Source organism: Halobellus inordinatus (genome assembly GCF_024498335.1).
Classification (GTDB): Archaea; Halobacteriota; Halobacteria; order Halobacteriales; family Haloferacaceae; genus Haloquadratum; species Haloquadratum inordinatus.
The window spans coordinates 205,975-229,850 of the sequence record NZ_CP101826.1 but is presented as its reverse complement, the minus strand read 5'-3'; the positions used below and the strand labels follow the sequence as shown (position 1 = coordinate 229,850).

At 52.7% G+C, this 23,876-nt stretch carries 18 protein-coding genes and 3 pseudogenes; 11 read left to right on the top strand and 10 right to left on the bottom strand.

Going from position 1 to position 23,876, the window contains the following annotated elements:
* Positions 1–9 precede the first annotated feature (9 nt).
* Positions 10–1,617: an alkaline phosphatase family protein gene (locus tag NO362_RS14490; protein WP_256546768.1), complete on the bottom strand. Its 1,608-nt coding sequence runs from the start codon at positions 1,615–1,617 to the stop codon at positions 10–12.
* A gap of 553 nt (positions 1,618–2,170) precedes the next feature.
* Between NO362_RS14490 and NO362_RS14485 the strand changes: the two genes are divergently transcribed.
* Complete coding sequence (locus tag NO362_RS14485) at positions 2,171–3,277, top strand: IS630 family transposase (RefSeq protein ID WP_256546767.1); 1,107 nt, start codon at positions 2,171–2,173, stop codon at positions 3,275–3,277.
* Positions 3,278–3,283: 6 nt separating this feature from the next.
* On the opposite strand, the pseudogene NO362_RS14480 reads toward NO362_RS14485, so the two are convergent.
* Positions 3,284–4,807 (bottom strand): annotated as a pseudogene (locus NO362_RS14480) (transposase); the annotation flags it as partial.
* A gap of 238 nt (positions 4,808–5,045) precedes the next feature.
* The gene (locus tag NO362_RS14475; RefSeq protein WP_256546766.1) at positions 5,046–5,594 is read right to left on the bottom strand and encodes a hypothetical protein; all 549 of its coding nucleotides are present in this window, start codon (positions 5,592–5,594) and stop codon (positions 5,046–5,048) included.
* Between the two features lie 1,075 nt (positions 5,595–6,669).
* Between NO362_RS14475 and NO362_RS14470 the strand changes: the two genes are divergently transcribed.
* Genes NO362_RS14470 through NO362_RS14450 form a run of 5 tightly spaced genes read left to right on the top strand, consistent with a single transcriptional unit; the run spans position 6,670 to position 12,580 of the window.
* On the top strand, positions 6,670–7,848 hold the full coding sequence (locus NO362_RS14470) for a glycosyltransferase family 4 protein (protein ID WP_256546765.1): 1,179 nt from the start codon (positions 6,670–6,672) through the stop codon (positions 7,846–7,848).
* A gap of 53 nt (positions 7,849–7,901) precedes the next feature.
* A complete protein-coding gene (locus NO362_RS14465; protein WP_256546764.1) occupies positions 7,902–9,242 on the top strand; it encodes a sulfatase in 1,341 nt (446 codons plus the stop codon).
* A gap of 46 nt (positions 9,243–9,288) precedes the next feature.
* On the top strand, positions 9,289–10,305 hold the full coding sequence (locus tag NO362_RS14460; protein ID WP_256546763.1) for an NAD-dependent epimerase/dehydratase family protein: 1,017 nt from the start codon (positions 9,289–9,291) through the stop codon (positions 10,303–10,305).
* Positions 10,302–11,321, top strand: a complete 1,020-nt coding sequence (locus tag NO362_RS14455) for an NAD-dependent epimerase/dehydratase family protein (RefSeq protein ID WP_256546762.1) — start codon at positions 10,302–10,304, stop codon at positions 11,319–11,321. The genes NO362_RS14460 and NO362_RS14455 overlap by 4 nt, the downstream gene beginning before the upstream one ends.
* Positions 11,322–11,341: 20 nt before the next feature.
* Positions 11,342–12,580: a glycosyltransferase family 4 protein gene (locus tag NO362_RS14450; protein ID WP_256546761.1), complete on the top strand. Its 1,239-nt coding sequence runs from the start codon at positions 11,342–11,344 to the stop codon at positions 12,578–12,580.
* A gap of 2 nt (positions 12,581–12,582) precedes the next feature.
* Here the strand turns inward: NO362_RS14450 and NO362_RS14445 are convergent, their stop codons facing one another.
* Complete coding sequence (locus tag NO362_RS14445) at positions 12,583–13,101, bottom strand: NUDIX hydrolase (RefSeq protein WP_256546760.1); 519 nt, start codon at positions 13,099–13,101, stop codon at positions 12,583–12,585.
* Between the two features lie 433 nt (positions 13,102–13,534).
* Here NO362_RS14445 and NO362_RS14440 point away from each other — a divergent pair.
* Positions 13,535–13,717, top strand: a pseudogene (locus NO362_RS14440) (IS110 family transposase); the annotation flags it as partial.
* 443 nt (positions 13,718–14,160) lie between these two features.
* On the opposite strand, the gene NO362_RS14435 reads toward NO362_RS14440, so the two are convergent.
* Positions 14,161–14,415 (bottom strand): hypothetical protein, encoded by a 255-nt coding sequence (locus NO362_RS14435; RefSeq protein ID WP_256546885.1) that lies wholly within the window; start codon positions 14,413–14,415, stop codon positions 14,161–14,163.
* Between the two features lie 37 nt (positions 14,416–14,452).
* Positions 14,453–15,289, bottom strand: coding sequence for an IS630 family transposase (locus NO362_RS14430; protein WP_256546758.1), 837 nt, complete (start codon positions 15,287–15,289; stop codon positions 14,453–14,455).
* A gap of 67 nt (positions 15,290–15,356) precedes the next feature.
* On the opposite strand from NO362_RS14430, the pseudogene NO362_RS14425 reads away from it, so the two are divergent.
* Positions 15,357–15,884: pseudogene (locus NO362_RS14425) on the top strand (IS110 family transposase); the annotation flags it as partial.
* A 23-nt stretch (positions 15,885–15,907) separates the two neighbouring features.
* Here NO362_RS14425 and NO362_RS14420 read toward each other — a convergent pair.
* Together NO362_RS14420 and NO362_RS14415 are read right to left on the bottom strand one after the other, a co-directional pair.
* A protein-coding gene (locus NO362_RS14420; RefSeq protein WP_256546756.1) for an IS630 family transposase occupies positions 15,908–17,039 on the bottom strand; the annotation gives its coding sequence in 2 pieces (ribosomal slippage) (positions 15,908–16,616 and positions 16,615–17,039; 1,134 coding nt in all).
* 475 nt (positions 17,040–17,514) lie between these two features.
* Positions 17,515–18,747, bottom strand: coding sequence for a glycosyltransferase family 2 protein (locus tag NO362_RS14415; RefSeq protein WP_439331178.1), 1,233 nt, complete (start codon positions 18,745–18,747; stop codon positions 17,515–17,517).
* A gap of 277 nt (positions 18,748–19,024) precedes the next feature.
* Here NO362_RS14415 and NO362_RS14410 point away from each other — a divergent pair, with 277 nt between their 5' ends.
* Positions 19,025–20,131 carry a tubulin/FtsZ family protein gene (locus NO362_RS14410; RefSeq protein ID WP_256546755.1) on the top strand — a complete coding sequence of 369 codons (1,107 nt, stop codon included), beginning with the start codon at positions 19,025–19,027 and terminating at the stop codon, positions 20,129–20,131.
* A 471-nt stretch (positions 20,132–20,602) separates the two neighbouring features.
* Here NO362_RS14410 and NO362_RS14405 read toward each other — a convergent pair whose 3' ends face one another.
* Positions 20,603–21,454, bottom strand: coding sequence for a hypothetical protein (locus NO362_RS14405; protein WP_256546754.1), 852 nt, complete (start codon positions 21,452–21,454; stop codon positions 20,603–20,605).
* A 598-nt stretch (positions 21,455–22,052) separates the two neighbouring features.
* On the opposite strand from NO362_RS14405, the gene NO362_RS14400 reads away from it, so the two are divergent.
* Positions 22,053–22,292, top strand: a complete 240-nt coding sequence (locus tag NO362_RS14400) for a MarR family transcriptional regulator (RefSeq protein WP_256546753.1) — start codon at positions 22,053–22,055, stop codon at positions 22,290–22,292.
* Here the strand turns inward: NO362_RS14400 and NO362_RS14395 are convergent.
* On the bottom strand, positions 22,289–22,504 hold the full coding sequence (locus tag NO362_RS14395; protein ID WP_256546752.1) for a winged helix-turn-helix domain-containing protein: 216 nt from the start codon (positions 22,502–22,504) through the stop codon (positions 22,289–22,291). The two genes, NO362_RS14400 and NO362_RS14395, sit on opposite strands and share 4 nt — an antisense overlap.
* A 151-nt stretch (positions 22,505–22,655) precedes the next feature.
* Between NO362_RS14395 and NO362_RS14390 the strand changes: the two genes are divergently transcribed.
* Positions 22,656–22,973, top strand: coding sequence for a hypothetical protein (locus tag NO362_RS14390; RefSeq protein ID WP_256546751.1), 318 nt, complete (start codon positions 22,656–22,658; stop codon positions 22,971–22,973).
* Positions 22,974–23,876: the final 903 nt, after the last annotated feature.

The window sequence follows — 23,876 nt, the reverse complement described above, 5'->3', positions numbered from 1 at the left end:
ACAGTGCAGTTATAAGTACCCTAAGTCTTCAAGTCGGTCTTCGACAGCATCGTCAGGACCCGTCTTCTGATTGACTGTGCCTGGAGAAAAATGATCCCTTTCGATTTGGTTCGGATCAATGGGTTCTCTGGATTCAACTGGCTTGTTGAGTATCCCAGTTTGCGGCTTTCCATCCATCCCATTAATTAATGGCAAACCATGCAGATTTAATAAAATGGGCGCGATATCGTAGATAGTTAGATTCCGATTACCTTTGTTTATATTCGGTCCCGAAAAAATAAATATCCCATTTGGCGCGTGATCCGCGTCACGGTTTTGCGGTGGATGAAACCACTCCTCACCAAAGCCACCATAAATCATATATTCCCAATTCTTAGGAGTCAATACCAAATCCGGGACTTCACCAATATGTTCTCCACTGTAGATCTCTTCACCTCGTGTAACGGCTTCGAATAACTCTTCGCCAGTTTCAGGATTTACAACTGATTTCAAATTACTAGCTAAATCATTGCGGACGGACTCATAGTCTTTGTCGGAAATAATCCCATCTGGGTATTTTGACTCTTGATTAAGGAACATACGGCCCATAGACCCATAACTAAATGCTCTAGTTTTCTTCCAGTTGATTCTCTTGTGGAGATAACGTTGCCCCGTAAGCCCAGCACCCTTTTCACCCCGACGGACAACTGATTCCGGGATGATTTTCCTCAGACCCATCTTAATAAAACTTCGGGCGTTTGGAGGAAGCCGGTTGATTTGACTCAACACATTCTCTGCTAGAAAAGAAATTGCTCCTGTATCATCATTTGGGTTATTTCTCTGGAGTTCGCCAATTGACTCAAGCAATGAATTCAGATGAATTTCACCCCTAATTTTATTAAATCCGTGATCAGATACAACGAATATATTTGAATAATCAAATTCACCCAACAACCTGCCAATTTGCTCGTCGATATGGCGGTATATCTGAGTAACTGCTTTCTCCCCATTAATTGTATCTTCCCAGAGGTGATGTTGTACCCAGTCAGCCCCCATAAACACAGTCCAACATAATTCTGGATTATAGTCATCAAGTAATGATATAGTGAGGTTGGTACGGATTGTCGTTAATTCTTTAACCGAGGCGAGATAAGAAGACGGGTTACTATTGGGATCAACTACTGGTTTAATACGATAATTCTCTGGAAGGTGTTTGTCAATCGTCTCGGGTGATAGAATGTCGTCATCCATTGATGCTGGGAATCCTGAGACGAAAAATGATGCATTTGAGGGCGCAGGGTGGCTAACTGGCAAGTTAACCACACCGACTGATCGGTTTTCGTAGTCAAATACGTCCCATAGTGTCGGAAATGAAATATTTGATGCATCGACAGGATTCACTTCATATGTGTCTTGGTTTTGTGTGCGAAAGTCAAAAATACCGTGCTTCCCTGGATTAACACCAGTAACCATTGAAGTCCATGCTTGGGGCGTCATCGGTGGGTGAGTTGAAGTGAGCTGTCCATATGTTCCGTTTGATTGTAATGAGGCAAGGTGTGGGAGTTCGCCGTTGTCTATTAATGGTTGAGCAACGTCCCATGTAGCTCCGTCAATTCCAATAACAAGTGAAGAAACCATGGAAGTATCATATGGATATCCCGGCATTAATGCTATGGTTCGGCTAGGGGATGCTGTTCAGATAAGTTCGAACGCTCTTCGGAAGCAGGTTGTTGGTCAAGTAGAGCCGCCGCTGGCGAAGCGTAGCGGGCAAGGGTGACGCGACCGCGTCACCCGAACACAATGTTCTCATTTGAATTGCTTAGCTCAGAGGCGAGCGCCGCGAACCTGCTGGAGTCAGGTGTTCGGAATGTGCATCAGCGAGCGATGAGCGTCAATTTACTACACCGATGGGTGAAGTGAAAAATGAGAGCTGTCTGTTCAACTCCGCACTCGCAGACCGCCATCGTTCATTCCTGGTGTGATTCACTCGAAAATGGAATAGTTAAGCAGAGATATCTCTCACAAGTCGGCGTTCCGCCGCCGCGGAACGCCTACGTCACAGGTGCCTCCTTGCGGACGACATTCAGGAATGTCCGCGCAGGCACGCGTGGTTTCAGTCGCTGGTCAATGTCGAGGCTGACCTGCACTAGTGGTTAGGGGAAGTTATGGAGGTGGCGTCCGATATGAGAGTATGTCTGAAGATCGCCGCAAAGAGATCGTCCGTCACCTCAGTGAGGACGATCTCAACCGACTCCTAGCGGAGTCGACTGATGAGAAACTCACTGAGCGGCTGATCTTCATCAAGCGTCTCTACAAGGGAGCGACGCTGGAGGACGCTGCCGACGATGTCGGCAGGTCCTCCGGGACAGGAACACGCTGGGCCCGCCGGTGGAACGAAGGTGGTCTCGGTCTCTTGATGCCGAACTTCGGGGGCGGCAGGCCCCCGAAGCTCGGCGAGGACCAATGCGAACGCCTCTTGGAACTCCTTCGTGACGGCCAGCCGTGGAAGAAACAAGAAATACAGCACCTCATCAACGAAGAATTCGACGTAGAATTTCACCCGGTCTACCTGAGTGCCTTCCTCGATAAGCTCGGTCTTTCCTACGCAATTCCGCGGACTAAGCGCCCATCACGCGCGGAGAACGCTGAAGAGGTTCTCGACGAACGCGTCGCTGACGCGTTCGACGAGGAACCTGACGACGCTCCGCACAACAAACGCGACGGAGACGAAGAGAAAGGCTGGGTCGTTGACGAGGAAATCCGGACGGACGGCGGAACCGTCCTTGGATTTCTCGACACATCCCATCCGCAGCCGTGGGATAACTCACAGCGACTCTACACCGTGGATGATCCCCACATTACTCGACCGCTGGTGAAGTTAGACGAACCAGCGGTCGGGTTCTATGCACTCAACGGCCACAGCGTCGTCAGCTTCCCTGAAGATCAGACGAAAGAGCGGATCTGCGAGTGTCTCGAAGGGGTCCGCGAGCAGAATCCGGGCCAGCGGATTCTGCTCGTCTTGGACAACTTCTCTTCGCACGTGTGCGAGCACACACGTAGGCGAGCCCACCAACTCGGCATCAGTCTCGTGTTTCTCCCGGTTGGCTCTCCGGATCTCAACCCAATCGAGCAGGTCTGGAAGAGCCTCAAGTGGGAAGCATCACCGCTAATTGTGGAGAGCGCGGCAGAATACCGCGCTCTCCTCACTGAGCTCTTTGAGCAACTTACAACTCAGCTGAGTTTCGCAGCCTCGTGGATCGACAAGTATCTCGGCGGATACCTCCAGAAGTTACGCTAGGTACTACAGCAGGTCAACGAGCAACCACATATCGTACAGAATCACTGCAAAACCGAAGTAGAACACTCGAACGGCGGTGTTTCGTGAAGTCGTCCACGCGAGGAAGTCCTTGATCGACTTGTAGCTGTTCTCTATTCCCCATCGGCGGGCGTACCGCCGCATCACGCGGCGGGTACGCCCCCGCGCCTTCTTTGTCGCGTCACTTACCGAGAGGTTCGTCACGAACGTCACCGTTGCATCTTCCTTCCGATCCGAGGGAACCCCGACCAGCGTCGGGGTGACCGTTACACTGCCACCCACGATGGTTCCTTCCATCTCGTGATTCTGTTTAACGCCGACGTCGTGGTCTATGTCCTGTACAAACCGCTTGACTGGGCCATCCGAGGATTTTCGGATGAGATAGCAGAGGCCCGCCTCTTCGACCGCGTGGATCACGCCGACGCCGTCGAATTCGGCGTCGGCGTAGACCGTCCCAATCGAAACAGAGTCACTCGCTATTTCGAGCAGTTGCTCAACGAGAACTCGCCGAGGGATGTAGCCGCGGAGCGGCCGCATCCCGAGCGTGAACTTCACTTCTTCCCCAACGATCGAGACGGTCGCCATTTTGTAACACCACGAGTACGATTTGCTCGGTGGTGCGCCTGTACTCATCTGGAACTCGTCACGATCACCGTAGTAGGCGATATAGGTGATATCGATCGCCACATCGACGTGGCGATCGATCGATTAGTATTGCTCAGCAGCCCACATCATCGTTCCAATCGCTCCGTTAACCATCGAGGCGATCTCGATCGCCTCGAGTTGCTTGATGTAGTGGAGATGCGTATCACCGTCAGGACCGCCGCTTTCGCGGGTTGTTTCCTCGTCGAAGATCCGGCTTCCCTGGTTGGCAGCAGTCCCGGTCAATCCGAGGTAGCTCTGGAGATCGAGGAACGCGGTATCATCATACCGCGTTCCGTCGTCCGGTCGATCGAGGTCAATCGCTGGAAACACGATCTGACAGAGGGCCTCCGTAACGTCCTTTGCTTTGCCTGTGACGTAGCGTTGTTCCGAGCGGTTGGAAAGGTCGCTCTTGTCTTCAGGGGTAAGCGCACGCAGTCCGAGCGGGTTGCCCATCTCGTGGGCAATCGCGAGGATACATTCAGCAGATGTTCGGATAAAAGCTTGAAGCCGGTTGGGAAACCGGTCGCGCCAGGCGCGACCGAGTGTGGTCCGAGCCGGTGCGGCTTTGTCCCCAGCGAAGTGGTCGGGATCAAAGCCGAGCGTGCTGGCACGCTCGGCAGTCGCGAGGTAGTCGTGGAGTTCTGTCGTCGTGAAGCCGGCGAGCTCCTTGCAATAGAACGCTCGTACCATCGACTCGTAGCTGTAGTGAGCGTTCCATTCGGTTTTCCCAACTTCGTAGACTGTAGTCTCACTGAGGTCAAACCCACGGACCACAGTCAGAAGGTCCGTGTCTTTGTGAATCAATTCCTCGGCCTGTTGTTCGAGTCTGCTGATCGCAGACTCGAACTGGGATGTCGTTTGAGACATCGCTTTACAGTCGGCCAGCAATCGGAGTCAGTCACCCGCCGTCGTATGAGATCTGGGGAGAGTTGGTTTAGCACATTCTCTCCCCACGCGGTCTACAACGATAGCTTCGTCAATCGAGCGCAGTCTCTTGATTTGTCGTCTTAACCGAACACGGATGCTCACGAGTCATACTGCTCTTACGCGCTCAGAGAACATCAATACCTCTGCTAACCCCTATAGTGTTCATTCATACCTATTATTAAGAATATATAACCATCCCCTCTTTTGAGTATATTTTATTCAAGTCTGAATTAGTGTTCACCTCGTGATGGTGTTTCTGAAGGGGTTCAAACGTGGCCCAAGTTCCGCCAGCAGTTATAACCGGTTCTTTGATAGTATTTTCATTTAGAAACACATAATAGTTTGAATGGGTCGAAGACTCTCCTAGTATGCTGGTGTATAGAGATAGATCGTATACTACAACATCTATATCTGTATCTAATACAACGTAAGATAATGTTTCAAGATCTGACAAAACCTTCTTGTCACCATATTTTTCCACCCAATACTTTGCGGGGTTGACGTTGTTTGGATTTGCATCGTTAAAATCACCAGTACCAATTGACGTAACCATAGCAGCCGATGACAAGATTAGAAACACTATAAGTGTGGCCTCTATCAAATAGCCTCTGTTATATATTTCTTTGAGAAGGAATGGAAGGAGCAATAATATGGCAAAAAACTCTAATCTTAGTACAAAGGTCCCAACGAATAAATACAGAAGGGTGTCAAATACTGCTACGAACATAATGGAAGCTGCCAATTGCTTTCGTAAGGTAGTTGAATAAGTCCGGAGGAGATCATTTGCCAAACTCACCAGGAACAAAATAGAGGCAATAAGTAGGACTATCAACTCAGCCACTTTTGACCCCGAATTGATTAGAGTGAGTGTATTTTGTGAGCCAGTATACACATATTGGTTTTGTACTGTGTTAACACCAAATCCAATTGACACAAATAATCGACTTATTCCAGCCGATAAAGACCCGAACAGTTCGAAAAAACCTCGATAGATTTGATCAGTGAAATATATATAGAAGACAGAAGACGCTAGAAGATAGCTAATTAATCCCGTGTCCAAATTTTTATAAATGATATAGTCAGTCAGAACAAGTGTTAAAATCAGGACGATTGCCCATGCTCCCGCGGTATAGTAGAACATATTCAGTGAAATGAATAACAGGAGAACCAGTAAACCGAATCGGTGATCTTCATTTGATATCCAAATGTATAATCCAAGTACAAGCATAAGAAATAAGAAAAAGTCGATTCGCGTGATGGAGTAACTCCACGGGCTCCTGTGGACAGTTAAAGTTGAAACTAATACTACCAGCCCGATATTATGGTTTTGTACTCTTGTTTTTTTCAGGAATAACACCTCGCCAAGTATTATTAATATGCCGGAGAACGGGTAATCTAAAAGCTGATGAAGGGGGATTCCAGCTAAAAGGCTGGTAGTTATAAGAAATGATCGATAAAAGGGCTTATTCCCCGATGGAAAGGAATGTGTGACGTATACATCTCGGATACTAACATAGATATTCCTCCCGAAGAAGATGGGATCAGATAAATTGGCCCAAACTAAATATGAAGCAGGTAGTACAGATATGAATATGAGGATTAGGCCTACCTTACTCCGTCTATGCATAGGGAATCACTACCCTAGTGAGGACAAAAGTCTTATGTGTTGAGTAGAGCCTTTTTGATATTCGTTGGTGAGTCATCAATAGATGATAAGTCGATATGAGATGGCTGGAACCCATATTCAAATAGTTAATGAAATAGAATTTCTATATTAGGTAATGACCTTGCAAACCAATAATATGGCTGTACTCAATGTGGTTATATCTACCCCAGAAAATAGAGAAGGGGCTGTTCGAGCAGGTCTTAAGCTCGGAGACCATCTTGATGGATTTATTGATGTTGATACTGTGAAGATGAAGGGGAAGTATGATGAACTTCTCTTGGATGAGCTACAAGTTGAAGGTGCCTTCTATACGACACCCTCTCGAACGGTACTCCGTGATATCGGGAATTGGGTTATTGGTTCGGATGAAAACTATGAAAATACACTAATTTGGACTGAACTTTCCACACCTCGGCCCCTTTCAGAATACGATCTTGTTCATTTCCACAATGCTGTTCCTTTAGGGGGCCTTCTTGCTGCGACGATGAGATGCCGATTGGCAGGCGTTCCATACGTAATCACAGCACATGGGATTAGTAAAATCCCAGAACTCCCGCAAAGTATGAATATGTCCAGAATTCAGAAGTTGGCATTCAAATATCTATTTTTAAAACCATATATGTACACTCTCAGACATTCTTCCCACCTTATTGCACTTTCAAACCATGACCGAGAGATGCTAAAGGAACTTTTCCCCACCCAATCGGTTAGTGTTATCCCGAATGGGGTTTCGATTCCTGATGATACTGTTGAACAACCCCCGATTACCAATGAGATCTCCCCCGATATACCAGTATTGCTCTTTGTGGGAAAGATCATCAGTAGCAAGGGGATTGACGATTTACTCACAGCGTATCAAAAAATTGAGAAAGAGAGTATTATGCTAGTTGTGGGTCCTTTAATTGATGATGAATATGAGAGCCGATTGAACAACTTTGATGACGGTGATTTACGATATCTCGGTTATACCAACCAAGAATCCTTGGAGTGGTTATATAAGCGTGCCGATATATTTACTTTCCCAACTAGGTCGGATGTTTTTCCTTTAGTTACACTTGAGGCAATGGCTGCAGGTACTCCGATAATCTCGACCAGAGTTGGCGGAATTCCTGAACAAATATCTAACCGAACTGGTGTTCTTGTTCCACCAGAAGAGCCAGAGGAACTAGCTATCAATATCGAAGCCCTCATTGAAGATAGTGCTCGTAGAGAAAAAATGGGATTAGCCGCTCGCCAGAGGGTAGAAGAGGAGTATTCTTGGGAGGGAGTTGCACACAAGACGGTGGCACTCTATATGCAGATTCTAGAGACATAGGTATAATTTCCCAATGGGTTGCGTTTATTAACTCCTAGCAAAATATAACAAATATGACGATGCCTGAGAATATACTCTTGATCACTGTTGATTCACTACGACCGGATTTCCTCCCTCAGGAATCGGGGACTCTAATTGAAAAGTTGCAGAACGGGAAAAATGATTCTCTGGCATTTAACCAAGCATATGCAACAGGTCCAGGCACAACTCCTTCATTCCCTGCGATGCTAACGGGAACGTATCCCCTTTCATTTGATGCTCTTGGACCATTATCTGAGTCGCGTCCGCGTGTTAGTACTTTTCTCAGCAGATCTGGTTGGAAAACTGCAGCCTTCCAGTGTAACCCCTTTCTTTCGAGCCATTTCAATTACAATGTTGGGTTTGCTACATTCAGGGATTACCAGAACCCTTTGATGGGGATTGCTACAAAAATATTTCCCCGCGGTATCGAAATAAGCAACCCAAAACTCCGAAAGGTGGACGATACTCTCCACATCACGGACGCAATCAAGAGATCCTACCAGCTCGTCAAAGGCAAACCTCGCCCCTATGTGAGTGCCGAGGTCATCACTGACGACACCATTGAGTGGCTCAACGAGACCGACGAATCGTTCTTCTGCTGGACCCACTATATGGACGTTCACCACCCGTGCTTTCCCCCAGAAGAATATCGTGAACGACACGGCGTGTCTGACGCGACCCAATCCGACGTTTCGGAATGGTATTCCGCGTTGCTTCGGAATCCAGAAACACTCTCGGATGAGGAAATACGGAAGCTGAAACAACTGTATGAGGCCGCGATCGAATATACATTCGACCAGATCGATCGTATACTCGCCAATCTCCAAGATACTGGCCGCTACGAAGATACGTTAGTCATCATTACATCGGACCACGGCGAACTGTTCGGTGAGCACGGACAATACGGAAAGCCCGAGCGGATGTATGACGAGTTGCTACACGTTCCGCTCATCGTTGCAAACGGTCCGGATTATCTTGACGATAAGGACCAGCTGGTCAGTCTCCTTGATGTCCCCCCCCTAATTCACGACGCGCTTGGGATTGAGGTTCCGGATGAATATGAAGGACAAGTTCTTGGCGTTGACGAGCCTCGGGAGTACATTATGGCAGAGCACGAGGTGGAAGGTGATATTACCGTCGGCGCACGATCGTCGGACTGGCTTTATGAGGGAGATGAAATCAACAACGAACATAGACTGTTCGATCTCCGGGACGGAAAGTTCGAACAGGTTGATAGAGACCACCCAGAAGCCGGGACGGTTCGAAACGCGGTTCTCCAACGCTTGGATGAACTCGATGCAGAAGCACGGTATTTGCAGGGAGATATGGATGATGACGTTGAAGACCGCCTCGAAGATTTAGGGTACCTGTAATATCGGAACACTATTATCCTCCTAAATGGGTAACAATAGATACACAATGTCATTCGATTGGGAGAGCACTACTGCTCTCGTTACTGGTGGGGGAGGGTTCATCGGCTCCTTCCTCACAGAGGAACTCCTTGACCGTGGGGCAGATGTCGTCGTTGCGGACAATTTCTCAAGTGGTCACGGGAAACTCTCACATATCGAGGACGAAATCGAAATCCGTACTGTAGATCTGACCACACACAAGGGGTGTATCGAAGCAACAGAAGGTGTCGACCACGTCTTTCACCTCGCCGCCTCGGTAGGAGGCATTCACTACATCCAGCGCGAGAATGTCAACGGACTCACGCCGAGTGTGCTGATGAACCAGCATATGCTCGAAGCTTCTCGAATTAACGATATCGACCGATTCCTCTTCGCGTCGAGCGCCTGCATCTACCGGCAGCAACACGACAATCTGAACCTCTTCAGCGAGGACCAGGGCATCCCGGCGAACCCTCACAGTACCTACGGCTGGGCGAAAATCCTCGGCGAGGTTGCCTGCGAAGCCTACTACGAGGACTGCGATATGAAGACCGGCGCCGTCCGGATTTTCAACGCCTTCGGCCCGCGAGAAAGCCTCGACCCGGATCGAAGCCACGTTATCCCGTCGCTCTGTCGGAAAGTCATTGAGGAACCTGATGGCGGCTCTATCGAACTTTTCGGCGACGGTACTCAGGAGCGAGGTTTCATCTACGTCACCGACCTCGCCGACGGTATGATCGAGACCATCGAGAAGAAGGTCGATGGCGAACCAATCAACCTTGGCAACTCCAAGGAGGTTACGACGATGAATAACCTCGCCGAGAAGATCATCGAGATCAGCGGAAAGGACATCTCCATCGAACACGATCTCTCCAAGCCCACAGGCACGGACAAGTACGCGTGTGATATGACGAAGATGAAGGAGGAACTCGACTGGGAACCCTCTGTTTCCTTCGAAGAAGGGCTCCGCAACGTGTACGAATGGGCCGAAGCGGAACTCGAAGGGACTAAGAAGGTTGCTGCAACAGAACGAGGCGAACAATGAGTGAGTGGGAAGGAGAGCGTGTGCTCGTCACCGGCGGTGCATCATTCATCGGCAGCCATCTCGTTGAGGACCTCGTCGCAGAGGGCGCGGATGTCCGCGTCGCGGACGATCTTTCGAGTGGCGAACCCGAGAACCTAGAGGCAGTCCAAGACCAAATCGAACTCGTCACCGGGAACCTGAAGCATTGGGACTTCGCGGACGAAGCGACCGAAGACATTGACACCGTCTTCCACCTCGCCGCGGATCACGGCGGGCGCGGATACATTTCGCAGTATCCCGCGAATTGCGCTACGAATATGGCGCTGGACAATATCGTTTATGAGGCGGCCGCGAAGAACGGTGTCGACCGTATTTCGTTCGCTTCCAGCGCCTGCACGTACCCCACGGACATCCAGCAGGAGCGTCAGCGCCTTAGCGAGGATATGGTGAGCTTCGAGGAACGTGGTGGTGCCTACGCCGACGAAGTCTACGGTTGGGCGAAGCTGATGGGCGAGCGCTCGCTCCAGGCCTACCAAGAACAGTACGACATCGACACGAGTATCGTCCGGATTTTCACCGCGTACGGCCCGCGCGAGAACGAGACCCACGCTATTGTGGCGTTTATGGCGAAGGCCTACGCCGAGCAGGACCCCTTCCAGATTTGGGGCGACGGCGAGCAGACGCGGAACTTCACCTATGTGAAGGACATCACGCGTGCGCTCCGCCTCGCCGCGGAGAACGTCACGGACGGCACCCCCGTGAATGCGGGCATCAGCCGATACGTCACGATGAACGAGGCCGTCGACATCATCTTCGACTACCTCAACTGGGAACCCGACGAAATCAACTATATGACGGAAAAGCCAGAAGGCGTCCGTCACCGTGCGGCCGACACGACCCGCGCCGAGGAACTCCTCGGGTGGGAACCTGAGTACACCGTCGAGGAAGGAATCCAGAACACTCTTGACTGGTATCTCGACGCCCGCGACAAGGAGTACGTCCGCGAGAACCTCGAAACGCTTCTCCACGAGCGCTAACGCAGTACGCCGATTTTCGTATGGCTGACGCAAACAAAGAGTACGTCCTCGTCACCGAGTATTTCCACCCGGATACGGCCTCGACCGGCCAGCTTATGACAGACCTTGCGGTTGGACTCCAAGAGCGCGGCTTGGCTATGACCGTTCTCACGGGCCAGCCGAACTATCATAGCGGCGAAAACGAGAAACAATCCCGCGTGTCCAACCACGAGGGAGTACAGGTGAAGCGCATCCGAGCGCCTCAACTTCGACAGTCCTCGATTCCCCGCCGCCTGTTCAACTGGGGGGTTTTTACGCTCTGGATGTTTGTCGTGATGCTCCTGAGCCAGACCGAGAAGGAGCGCGAGGTCATCTTCGTCTCTAATCCTCCGTTCCTCCCCGTTGCGATGTGGTTGGTCTGTCGGATTCGTGGCTGGGATTACACCTACATCGTCTACGATCTCTACCCCGATCAGCCAGTCGAACTTGACTACATCCCAGAAGGAAGTATTCCACACCGGATCTGGGATTTCCTCAACCGGCGGGCCTTCCTCGCAGCGGAGCACATCGTCGCGCTCGGACCCGTGATGAAGGACCGCATCAGCCGGAACGCCGGGCCGAAGTTCGACGAAAGCAAGGTCGAAATTATCCACAACTGGGAGGATGAGGACTTCATCGAACCCAAAGAGAAGGAAGAAAACTGGTTCAGCGAGGAACACGACCTCGTCGATCAGTTCACGATACTCTACTCCGGGAACATCGGCGACTTCCACGACCTCGAAACGCTAGTTGAAGCTGCTTCCGAGTTCGAGAATGAGAACGTCGGCTTCCTCATCATCGGAGAGGGCGACAACAAGTCGAATATCGTCTCGATGGCCGAAGACCTCGGTCTCAAGGGCGACACTGTCGAGTTTCTTCCCTACCAGCCGTGGGACAACCTTCCTTACAGCCTTACGTCAGCAGATGTCTCCGTTGTCACGGTCAAGAAAGGATTTGAGGGCATCTGCGTTTCCAGCAAGCTCTACACTGCGATGGCCGTGGGTGAGCCTGTCCTCACCATCGCGCAGCCGGACGACGACGAGTCACGAATTGTCGACCAGTTCGATGCTGGTATCTATGTCTCGCAGGGCGATGTGGATGGTATCGTCGACGCGATTGAGCGCTGGCAATCGAACCCCGAGCTTGTTGAGGAACAGGGGACAAATGCCCGAGAAGCCTTTGAGGAGAACTTTACTGTCGACAAGTCGATAGACAACTACTATCGGATGTTGTCGGAATAGCCTCAGAGCGTTCGAGTTCTCCGGAAGATTTCCTCGTAGCCTGGTTCGATATCTTCATCTCGCTTTTCGAAATCATCCATCTCCCAGAATCGCACAGCGCCTGCGTCGGAGCCTGCTTCTGGTTCTCCCTCTGTCACACCCCTATCGACCCGATAGATGATGACTAGTACGTTCTCTCGCGGACCTGCGGTCACGAAGTCGGTATCGAAGAGTTCGAGTTCGTCTTCGGACACTACAACACCCGTTTCTTCTTCGAGTTCCCGGACAGCGCCTCTCGCAGGCGGTTCATCGTATTCCAGAAACCCCGCTGGAATACTCCATGTGCCAACGCCTGGTGGCTGCGTTCGCTTCACAAGCAATAGCTGCCCCTTGTCTACGACCAGAACGCCCGCACACGGCTTCGGGTTCCGATAGATCGGGGTTTCACACGACGGACAGTACGCTCGGGAGCGACCCTCGATTTCCCGGGAAGATAGACTCGTGCCACAGTCCGGACAATGCTGTGGCGTCTGGTCGTCCATACACTCACCAGAGAGTACTCCGGTAAGCAACTTGCTGTCGCCGTAATTCGGAATTACTTGACCGCGTGTTCTTCGCAGTAAAACACGACACGCCCTCGAACGTCGGTGTCGTGGTATTCCACGGGTTCCTCACGAAACACACATTGGCGTTCGCCCCTGTGTATGGGTTTCTGCTCCAAGAGCTGAGTCATAACCCCGCATTCGATAGTGGACTATTAGGGGTGTCATAGAATGACTCTATGAAAATCCTGCAACTAAGCCCTTGGCACGTGAATCAGGTAAACAGGGGTTGACAGAGACCGAGTGCTAACCAGTGCAACAAGCACGCTAGAACGACCGATCCTAGCCCGTGAAAGGAAGAAGACTACTGTGCCACAGAGCACCCATAGGCGCCTTTCCGATCACGCGTGATCAGCCCCAACGGAGGCGTCCAATGTACCTTGGAATCGACACCCACAAACGGTACTCGCAGGTTGCCGTCGTGGACGACGACGTCAACCTGCAAGACGAGATTCGCTTGCCAAACGATCGCCTCTCCGAGCTCGCCGAGGAATACGCTGGCAGTGAAGCCGCCATCGAAGCATCCGGTAACTACCGCCCGATCTACGAGATGCTCGGTGGACCTGCCAGTTAATTCGTACCCAGTGGCTCTTCCCGTGGGACCACCGTTATCGGAGATAAACCTGTGCAGCGCAGTCAAAACATATTTCTGGTGCGCTCCTTCCCGAGCCGTCGAAGTCAATCGACGGCTGGTACCGGCCGTCGCTGTATCTGTGGAATGCGAGATCCCATAACTCCATATCACCAGTCCACCCTAATCGGCACATCTTCACTGGAGTTTGGCGAATCTGCTCTTTTTCGTCGTTCGTCAATCCAGGCATGAACCACGGGTCACTGTCGAAGACCTCCACGTAGGCGTATCTACCACGAAACCGAACGTTGACACCCGCGCACCGCTCGGTCCAAGCGGTGCGCGCGTGAGTCTCTAAACGCTCTTTGAGAGCTTGACGTGCATAATCCGGAATCGGACCCATGTCAAATAGACGTGCTCAGAAGGATTTACTCTATCGTTGGCAGCCTCTCAAGCAGTCTCGTCAAGTCTTCTCTCGTGTAGTTCCACTCGAATGGCTCCGGATTGCTGTTCCACAGTTCCTCGAACTCGGTGATGCGGTCCTCGACCGCATCGACCGAGTGGAAATTTCCGCCGGTCAGTGCTTTTCGTGTCAACACCGAAAAGTAGAGTTCAATCTGATTCAACCACGATGCTCCAGTTGGGAGATGTAGTCCAATTGCGGTGGGATACGCCTCTTGCAGCCACCATCTGAACGTCGCTGGATGGTGAGCACTTCCGTTATCCCATGATCCAAAAGACCCGATCTGCGTTCTGGCAGATCGGATCAGCCATCACGTTCTCAACCAGCGTCTCGAAGTTCGCTCGGGTGTTCTCCTTGACGCAATGGCCGATCACATTTCCACTTCCAGCAATGAATGCTGCTTGGCAGATTGTGGTTCCGTTCCGGTCATAATGGTGTTCGAGACGAACTGATTTGCCGGGCCCCGGCGGAGTTTTCCGCCGGGACCGGGCTTGAATTCCAGTCTTCTCGTCGGCACAAATGATGACATCTCCCTCTGTAAGAGGCTCATCTTCCCATATGCCAGTGTAGAGGTCACATACACGAGCAGCCTTTTGCTTGAACTGAGGGTCGCGCGGAGTCACCCATGAAGTCACCGTCCATGGTCGAATCGCCGCCTGCTTGAGCCAGGCGGCGATAGTTGATCGTGCTGGACACGAATCGAGTTCTTGCAAAGCTTCAGCGTGAATATCGGCAGAACTAAATCGAGATAACGGGAGTCCGCGGTCAGCGGGGAGTTCACATGCGATTGCGGTGACCAGCGCACGCGTGGCTTCGTCATAGATACGAGGTCGGCCGGGGCGAGGCTTGTCAGCAAGCCCGGCCCGGCAAGATTTAGCGTAACGGTTGCGCCATTTCCGTGCAGTCTTGCGGGTACAAGAGAGCCGTTGGCTGATTTGAGTGTTATTGAAACCACGAGCGGCTAACAGAACGATCCGTGCGCGGAACGCATCACGTTGAGAAGCAGTCGCTTTGCGGGCGAGGGCTTCGAAATACAGTCGTTCTGAATAAGACAGAATAGTTTTAATTGGTGTGTTGCCAGTGTAAGAAGACATAATTTTACATCTATTTCCAGAGAAAGGAGCGGATTGAAGAAGAACTCACCGGGGTGGGTACGAATTAACTGGCAGGTCCACTAGCGGAACTCTCTCTCTCAGCGACCCCGACCGAGCGATTATCGAAGCCCACCTCTCAGTGATTGACACCTACGGTGAGCAAATCGAGAAGCTAGAAGAGAAAATCGAGCGGAAGGTACTGGAATCGTCAGCAGCCGCTGGGCTGCTGGCGATTCCTGGTGTTGGTCAGTACACTGCTGCTGTAATCGCTGCTGAGGTTGGTGAGATTGATCGGTTCGATAAGGATAAGCAGCTCGTGAGTTATGCCGGACTCGACCCAGTCGTCCACCAGTCAGGTGATAAAGAGGTGCGTGGGAGCATCAGCAAAGAGGGCTCAGCGCCGTTGCGTTGGGCCCTCGTCCTATGTGCCAACATCGCCGTACGATGTGATGAATACTTCGGGAACTTCTACACGGTTGAAACAGAGGAAAACCACCAGATCGCAATCGTCGCAACGGCTCGGAAGATGCTGGTCTCGATCTTCCATCTGCTCACGCGGAAGGAACCATACGATCCACCGGAGGTGAGTGTCTGAGTGTAGCTTCAACCTTGCTCTGGTTAGTTCTCCGTAAGCGGAACAGGATAGAGCCGGCGTAGCTTGGTTCGTGCATCGTCGGTAGTAAACTGCCAGTCGATGAGTCCGTCAGCAGCGTTTCGCTGTTTTTGCCACGCAGCGACCTCCGACCGAAGGGTCGCTGCGTGGTAGATTCGACGGTTGAGACACTGGCGTTTGAGGACACCGATCTCGATTTCGGCCATGTTCAGCCAACTGCCGTGCTTGGGCGTGTAGTGAAACTCGAATCGCTCAAGATACGCGTGTGCGATATCTGGCGGGAAGTATCGGTAGAAGGCTGCCGGATTGTGCGTGTTGAGGTTGTCGAGCACAACCCGGATGCAGTTGGCATCCGGGTAGTGCTCATCGGCGAGTTCGACCATGCGATCGATCCAGTCAGCCGTTTTTCGCTTCTCTGTGATTGCGACGGTGACCCACCCAGTCAACGGTTCAGTGGCGAGATGGAGATTCTGCTTGCCGTTGCGCTCGTAGTGGGTATCGATACGAGCGACCGCTCCCGGTCGGGCCGGGAGCGGGTCGCGTTTGTGGCCGCGGAGTGCCTTGCTGGTCTCGTCGAAACAGATGACTGGACGGTTCTGATCGTATGGTTCGTGATAGAGGTCAAGCACGTCTTCCATGTGGTAGGCGAACTGGCCTTCGTCTTCAGCTGGAATCGCCCAGTAGTCGTAGAGATGCGGTTTCAGGGTGTTTTTTTAGACGCTGTCGGACGGTTTCGTGAGAGACCGACTCGAAGTCGATCTCGTCGAGGGTAACGAGTTCGTCTGCAAGGAGATGGAGTGTCCAGCGGGCGTGTCCTTCCGGTGGGTCGCTACAGGCGAGTTTGATGAGACGGGCTTCGGCGTCGCCGTCGAGCTTGCGGTCGTACTCACGGTCGGGCTTGCGGCGATGAATCGCCGCCAGCCCTCGCTCTGTGAAGGCTTTTCGCGTTCGATACGGTGTCCCGATTGAGCAGCCGAGGTGCTCACAGATCTGTGCATCTGTGAGCCCCTCGTCGGCCTTCAGAAGGATTCGGGCTCGCGTGATGTCTTCTGCTTTGCGTGTCCCGGTTGAGACGAACCAATCGAGTGTGTTCCGGTCTTCTGCAGAGAGTTCGACAACGTGCTGTTTCCTGCTCATTCCTATAGATACGCGCTCAGAGAGCTTAAACTAGCCAGTCTACGTCTGAAGCTACACTGAGCGATCCGTCAGATCGCTCAGGCACGTGCTCCCTTTCCGTCCGCACATCAACTGTTACCACAATCACGTGCCCCCAGCCTACCGGGTGAGGAATCCCCACGAGATCGCCGTTGTCCGGTGATTCGATGGCCTATATTCGGGTGGGCTGAAGCTGGTCGTGTTTAGTTACTTGACTTCGCACGTTAGACGAACATCCCATCGATTTGTTGCATTAGCTCGTCGATACTGCGATCTGGACTGGTGAGTGCCCAGGAGAGAAGATTCTGAACGCTTTCGCGGAAGGATCGTTTGACGTCGTTTCGGAGTGAACTCGTGTGTCCAAGGATCGTTCCAAGGGCGCTGTGTGCAGCACCGAACTTGCCCTGTTGAACGCAAGACAGCCCGCAAGCAAAATCAAATAGCTGGAAAAGTTAGTTCAGCAGCCGCGTTCGCCGACTGCACTCAGCAGGAAGGCCGTAAAGATTGTCTGCAGACCCAGCACGATTGCCGTGAATCCAAGCACGTCACCCGTGACCATCGGTAGTTGCGTGAACCCGGTGGCAGCCCACTGCGCCAGGAGCCAGACTCCATAGCCAGCCCCAGCAGCGAAGAGCACGAAGCCAAGCGTCGCCATCCGCTCGAGCGTCAAGTGCTCAACGAAGAGCTGTGTGAGAAGGTCGTCTGGCTGTTGAATCGGGTTACTGGCAACGGTTGCAAACGAGCCCATTGTCGCGACTTGATATCCAACCAGTGTCAGTAATGACCCGACAATTGAGGAGTGAATCCCGAGTGTCGCACCCGCAATTGAGGCACCACCAACTGCAGCGAACATCACAACCAGTCCAAGGAGACCCATCACAACACCGGGAACGGTAAACAAATAGCCGGGAGCATTCAGCAACATAAACCGCACGTGGCGCCACCCATCGCGGAAACTCTCTAGCGTGGCGTCGCCGACACGCTCGTGATAGGTAATCGGGATTTCTTCGATGGTGAGATCTTTCGCCCCCGCATCCATAATCATCTCAGAGGCGAATTCCATCCCCGTGGTTTTCAGGTCCAGCTCATCAAGCATATCGGCTCGAAACACCCGGAACCCCGAATGCGCATCACTAACCCCGGCATCGTAGAACGCGTTCAGAAACTTCGTCAGGAGCGGGTTCCCGACATACTGATGGAGGGCTGGCATTGCACCAGGCTTGATATCGCCCTCTAGGCGACTACCCATCACCATATCCGCATCCCCGTTTGCAACTGGATCTAACAACTTCGGGAATTGCTCGAAATCATACGTGGTGTCAGCATCGCCAATGACGATATAGTCTCCTCGGCAGTGATCGAAGGCGTACCGATAGGCATAGCCATACCCTGGCTCATCAGGTTCAACAACAATCGCCCCTAACTCACGGGCAATGTCTGGAGTGCGGTCGTCCGAGTCGTCACTAATGATAACTTCTGTTTGATAGCCTGACGCTTGGACTGCCCGCTTGACTCGCTCGATGCATTCACGAATCCCCTCCTCCTCGTTCATCGTCGGCATCACCACACTGACGGTCGGAGAGATGTCGCTTTCCGGTCCGACAAGCGCAGGTGATGCGCCAACCGCATCGCGGGATGCCGCCTCTGGGACCGCTGTTTGCGTCTCGTCTTGGATATCTGTTGACGCCATTATGGATTTTCTACAATAGGAGCGGAGTGGCTCAGCGACTTCGCAGTGGGATGTTCTACTCGATCGGCAGCTAGCCGTTGCGAACACCTCTGTCCCCAAGTTAGGAGGATACTAATGTGAGTCCCGGTAAGGTAGTGTACCATTACCTAAATTAATCGAATGGTAACACATAGGTGTTTCTCCATCGGAATCTGCGTTATCGAATGCGCCATAATTTCGGGTTCACAATGACGATTCGACAGAAGATTCAGAGCGCCCCAGGACGAACGCAACCGCAATGAAGGTGTTCTGTTTTGGCGTTGGAAAGGCTGGCGGTGCCATTGCCGATGCCCTCCGGGCCTATGAGGAGACGCTCCAAGCTGACTTTCTTGTCGATGCTGTCGCGTGCGATATCGCCACCGCGAACTTCGACCACCTCGCGCACATTCCGACAGCGAACCAGCTTCGGTTTGGGGCGGCCACGATCGATGGCGGCGAGGCCACCGATGCAACACAAATCGCAGACCTCGCCGAGGCAAACCACCGTCAACTGGTGCGGGGCACTGACGGGGCACCCGTGTCCAAAGCCGATGCCTTCCTTGTGTGTGCGGGGCTCGGTGGCAACACGAGTGGTGGAGCGGCGCCAGTACTCGCAAAACACCTCCAGCGTATCTATCAGCAACCCGTCTATGGTGTCGGAGCCCTCCCCGCGACACAGGCAGGCCCACAACAAGCACACACAGCTGTGCAGGCACTCAGACGGTTTGTCTCTGTGACTGATCACGTCCTCGCATTCGACAACGAGACCTGGCTGTCGGATAGTACTGGAGTCGACACTTGCGACAGTAGCAATGCCCATCTCGCCCAGCGACTCGGCACGCTCTTTGCTGCGGGAGAAGTCTACAGCGACTCTGTCGGTGAAAGCGTTGTTGACGCTTCTGAGATCATCAACACATTACACGGCGGTGGAGTGGCGACGCTCGGCTACGCGTCGAGTGAGCTACCCGAAGAGAAAGATGACAGCGGGTGGTTTGGCCTCAAGCGTTTCTTCGGTAGTTCTCAGAGTTCCGATATCGACCCCATTGAATCCCAAGAGCGGATCACGACACAAACGCACGAGGCACTGCTGGGTCGACTCACACTCCCGTGTGACGTGCAATCAGCGTCCCGGGGCCTTGTTGTCGTGGGCGGGCCCCCAGAATGGCTCAATCGTGATGCGATTGAACAGAGCCGGGCGTGGGTCGAAGAGCAAACTGACTCGCGAGCAATTCGCGGTGGCGACTATCCACAGCCAGATTCGTCACAGGTGGAGGTGTTGACGCTGCTCGGGGGTGTGTCGCCGGCCAAGCGCCTGGAAGATCTGCGGTCAGTCGCTGAGGACGATAATACGGAAGCAAATACCTGACACGACAGATGGCTTAGATGTAGGACGATTTTGATCCGGTGACTGGCAACCGCCGTAGATATGCCCACAAAAAGAGATCTCAGTCACGATGGCTACACTCCATCCGTGAAATAGAAGCCTCGTCTGCCTCGGTGACCTCTCGCTTAGATTTATAGGACTACCAACACGCGCAGCCCCACCCAATCCAGACGAAGATCGTTGAGTGAGTCCCCGGCGGATCTTACAGTTGTTGTAAGACCGAGAATCACGTCTTTGTCACCCGTCCTGACGGGAGAACGACGGGAGAAACGACGGCGATGCAACTACCGACGCAAGCGAATACAACCGCGCGGGGTGGATGCGTGGCCTACGTGGAATCTGATGGGGCTACTGTTCTTGCTGGCGTGAGCCGTCTGGCTTCGCCGTGACCACTCTTACAGCCACACCCTCGACCCCGCCTTACGACGACTGTAAGATGCCTTCGCGTCATCATCACGCCGTGGTTTCAGGGAAGCCGACGTAGAGGTGCTCCACGCCACCCTGCTTTCGTCGTTGGACGAGTCGGGTTGAGCCCGCAGCAATCTTCTCGATCGCATCAAAGACATCCCCAACAGTCTTGCTCGTCATCGTAATCCCAATACTATCGATTCCGTTGAGCAGTCGTTTCACCCGTGGCCGTGGAAGTCGATAGGCTCTCCCAGATCGGAGTTGCTCTTTCGTCCCCCACTCTTCGATATGCTGCAACACGCGTTCGGCACGTCGATCACGCTTTCGGGGTGAGGCACATACGGCATCGATTCCATCCTCTCGAACGCGCGTAATTTGGTCACCGGTTGTTAGCTCTAGCTCGACACCCGTCTCGGTGGCGAGTTGGCGTATCCGTGCATTTTGTTGGGAGCGAAGGATCCCGACTTCTCGGGCAATGTCTTCATTCAAATCGTCCTCCAGTCGGTGGAGCTTCTGCGTGTGTTCTCCGAGTTGCTGGTTGAGTGGCCCCTGCTCTTCTCGAAGTTGCTTCATTACCTCTACTAGAGGCTTGCTGTGTCCCTCCCCGATCACCAGCTTCCGCAGTGGCGTGATTGTCTGGAAGGCTTCGGCAAGATCCTCACTATTCCGGTCAACGTCGGTGGTGACGTCTTCTAACTCTGCCCGAAGTTCTTCGTTTTCTGCTTCAAGTTCACCGACGCGCTCCTGCAATCGTTCATTCTCTGCTTCCAACGCCTCAATTCGATCCTCGAATCGGGCTTCCAGTTGTGCGAGTCTCGCTTCGATGTGATCGCTATTCTGTCTACGGTGTTCGGGTGTCGATACGCTGGCCTCGGTAAGTGTCTCGCGTGTACTCATTGCTGTCAGTCAGAACCGGTCAGATGTCTCTGAATTCCTCGCTCATTTGCTGCAATCTGCTGATCAAGGAAGCCCTCACGCGGTGAGAGTGTCGCCCCTCGTCTCAGGCGGGAGTCCTCTGGCGTTCATCCGGTGAGAACCTACACAGCGTCCTTGTACGGATGAAAAACCCAAGTAGTGGCTCCGTGGCTTGCCAGTGGCCTGTAATTTCATAGTTAGGACCCGAAATCTGTGCTCAGTTCGGATACTATGTTGTTGGCAAAATTTGCACAAGTTGTCTCGGACAACCCGCGGATTTGTGGCGCGTATATTCGGGGCGAGTTTGCACTGGTTGTACCGGTCCGTAACCGACTGTTTTTTTACTGGTTTGGCTCTCTCTTATCATCGTCGTCTCTAATGCGACCCCACAAGCGTCGGCCGAGATGGTGCCTCGGTTGGCGCATTTTTGTGGGCTACCAAATCCGCTTGTAGCGTCGCTTATAGCAGATATTCAGGTGTGGGTACTTATCTTTTACCACCTGTAAAAATTCAGCCTGGTGTAATGAGATGACAAACCTCTGATTATTTTACTCCCCGCGCACGAAGCCTACATAAGGTAATGGTCGGTCAGAATCCGGAGGTAGGCGATATTCAACTCCTCCGTGAGATCTATCTTTCCCCCGATCCCATAGTCACTGCGAAAGAAATTGCGGAACGTACGGATTATACCCGTCAAGCGATTCGCTATCGGTTTAACAAGCTCATCGAAAAGGGATATTTAGAGAAACGAGAAGTTGGGTCTCGAGCTGTTGTTTATTGGCTCTCCGACGAAGGAGAGCGACAAATTATCGAAGGCTAATCTTCAACGAGCCACCATGCAACTGCTCGACTCCCGATTTTCTTGCGGTCAACGACGTCTTGTTCTTGGAGTTGCTTTAGCCGATAGTTCGCTCCCTGACGTGTCATCCCAATTCTTTCAGCTATCTCAGCGGCTGTGAGAACCGGATCCTCAGATTCTTTGAATATTTGAATAACAGCTCCACTCTTACTTTCGATCACTGAGACGGCCATTATCGGACTTTGTTTTTCACGAGACAAAAGTCTTATCTACTTTTAACACGTGGTAAAATATAGAGACCTCAGCCTTAGGAGACGCTATTCACCTTATGAATAGGGTCCCGCCTGTTGCAGCAGGCGGGCTGGGCTCTCGTGATAGGAACCCATGGCAGAAATACGTGCGACAAGGCAAGAACGTACCGACCACGAACGCATCACCGACGTCCGCAACCTCAACGCCGGCGACCGAATCCTCGTTGGCTCGCGAACAAAGCCCATAATCGTCAACGACAGCGGGGCTCGCGAAATCCACCCACTTCGAGGGGGCCCGACCCAGCAACACGCTGTCGAAGCGTCCGGCAGGTGGAGCAACGCAGTCACCGTGCTCCTCGTCAATCGCATCAGCTTCTCAACAGGTGACCGACTCGGCGAGATCTCCGTGGATATGGGCGCACCTGAACCCGTCTGGAGGGTCACAGAATGAGTGCGCACGTACCGACAGCCATCTACGGCGTCTCGTGTGCATCTTGCGGAACGCTACTCATCCGTGGCTCCTCAGATCCAGCGCTCTGCATCTCGTGTCTGCGCGGTCTCCAAGAGGCCCCACAATGAGTGAGACAGCTCGTGAGTGGGCACTCACACAACTCGCCCAAGCCGAAACGCGGGCGCTGAATCCCGACGCGCGTGACCATATTGTGGCGGCACGGGAAGCGCTCGCAACTACTCACTCAACACCATTGGTGGCGTGCCCCCAGTGTGGACGGGAGGGACTCCCAGAACGGATTGCCGCACACGAGTGTCAGTAATCCATTCGGACTCGCGTCCCACCGATGGGCGTCGCCTTTCAACGAAACAGTAGCTGAGAGACAACAGCCACCGCTCGGGACACACCACTTTTCGAGTGTAACACCGAGAGAGAGCCCCGCTATGGCCACCTATCGGTCATATTGAAATCCAGAAAAACCACGTCCAGCCCTCCCTATAGACCGCCGATTCGCATACACTCCCACATACGTCCCCTAGGAGCGCACCATAGTCCACAGTCGATCTCGCACTCTCGAACTCGATGCTCCCTAACCAATCCACCGCAAGCGGCGGAGCGGCCCCTTCCCACGGGGGCCCGGAGCCGCGCAGGCCGCCGTCCCGGACGGCGGCCAACGAGATGCGGTGCGGAGGGGGACTAGCGTCGTCTCTTCGCTGGGACAACTGCGACGGAGGCTGCAGGGCGACAGCGAAGTGTGAAACGGGCCGCTACAAACTCACGTGACTCAACTACGATCCGAACACCCTCATTCCCGCTGACGACGGTGTACTGTGAGTGCCATCTCCGAACGGGGACCACCCCTTTCGAGGCCAGTGTCAACCCCGACACCAAAACCGTGAATCT

What these genes read in the sequence shown, in the direction of transcription:
- NO362_RS14490 (WP_256546768.1), bottom strand. Translation starts at nt 1,617, where the DNA reads ATGGTTTCTTCACTTGTTATTGGAATTGACGGAGCTACATGGGACGTT.
- NO362_RS14485 (WP_256546767.1), top strand. Translation starts at nt 2,171, where the DNA reads ATGTCTGAAGATCGCCGCAAAGAGATCGTCCGTCACCTCAGTGAGGAC.
- NO362_RS14475 (WP_256546766.1), bottom strand. Translation starts at nt 5,594, where the DNA reads ATGTTCGTAGCAGTATTTGACACCCTTCTGTATTTATTCGTTGGGACC.
- NO362_RS14470 (WP_256546765.1), top strand. Translation starts at nt 6,670, where the DNA reads ATGGCTGTACTCAATGTGGTTATATCTACCCCAGAAAATAGAGAAGGG.
- NO362_RS14465 (WP_256546764.1), top strand. Translation starts at nt 7,902, where the DNA reads ATGACGATGCCTGAGAATATACTCTTGATCACTGTTGATTCACTACGA.
- NO362_RS14460 (WP_256546763.1), top strand. Translation starts at nt 9,289, where the DNA reads ATGTCATTCGATTGGGAGAGCACTACTGCTCTCGTTACTGGTGGGGGA.
- NO362_RS14455 (WP_256546762.1), top strand. Translation starts at nt 10,302, where the DNA reads ATGAGTGAGTGGGAAGGAGAGCGTGTGCTCGTCACCGGCGGTGCATCA.
- NO362_RS14450 (WP_256546761.1), top strand. Translation starts at nt 11,342, where the DNA reads ATGGCTGACGCAAACAAAGAGTACGTCCTCGTCACCGAGTATTTCCAC.
- NO362_RS14445 (WP_256546760.1), bottom strand. Translation starts at nt 13,101, where the DNA reads ATGGACGACCAGACGCCACAGCATTGTCCGGACTGTGGCACGAGTCTA.
- NO362_RS14430 (WP_256546758.1), bottom strand. Translation starts at nt 15,289, where the DNA reads ATGTCTTCTTACACTGGCAACACACCAATTAAAACTATTCTGTCTTAT.
- NO362_RS14415 (WP_439331178.1), bottom strand. Translation starts at nt 18,747, where the DNA reads ATGGCGTCAACAGATATCCAAGACGAGACGCAAACAGCGGTCCCAGAG.
- NO362_RS14410 (WP_256546755.1), top strand. Translation starts at nt 19,025, where the DNA reads ATGAAGGTGTTCTGTTTTGGCGTTGGAAAGGCTGGCGGTGCCATTGCC.
- NO362_RS14405 (WP_256546754.1), bottom strand. Translation starts at nt 21,454, where the DNA reads ATGAGTACACGCGAGACACTTACCGAGGCCAGCGTATCGACACCCGAA.
- NO362_RS14400 (WP_256546753.1), top strand. Translation starts at nt 22,053, where the DNA reads ATGGTCGGTCAGAATCCGGAGGTAGGCGATATTCAACTCCTCCGTGAG.
- NO362_RS14395 (WP_256546752.1), bottom strand. Translation starts at nt 22,504, where the DNA reads ATGGCCGTCTCAGTGATCGAAAGTAAGAGTGGAGCTGTTATTCAAATA.
- NO362_RS14390 (WP_256546751.1), top strand. Translation starts at nt 22,656, where the DNA reads ATGGCAGAAATACGTGCGACAAGGCAAGAACGTACCGACCACGAACGC.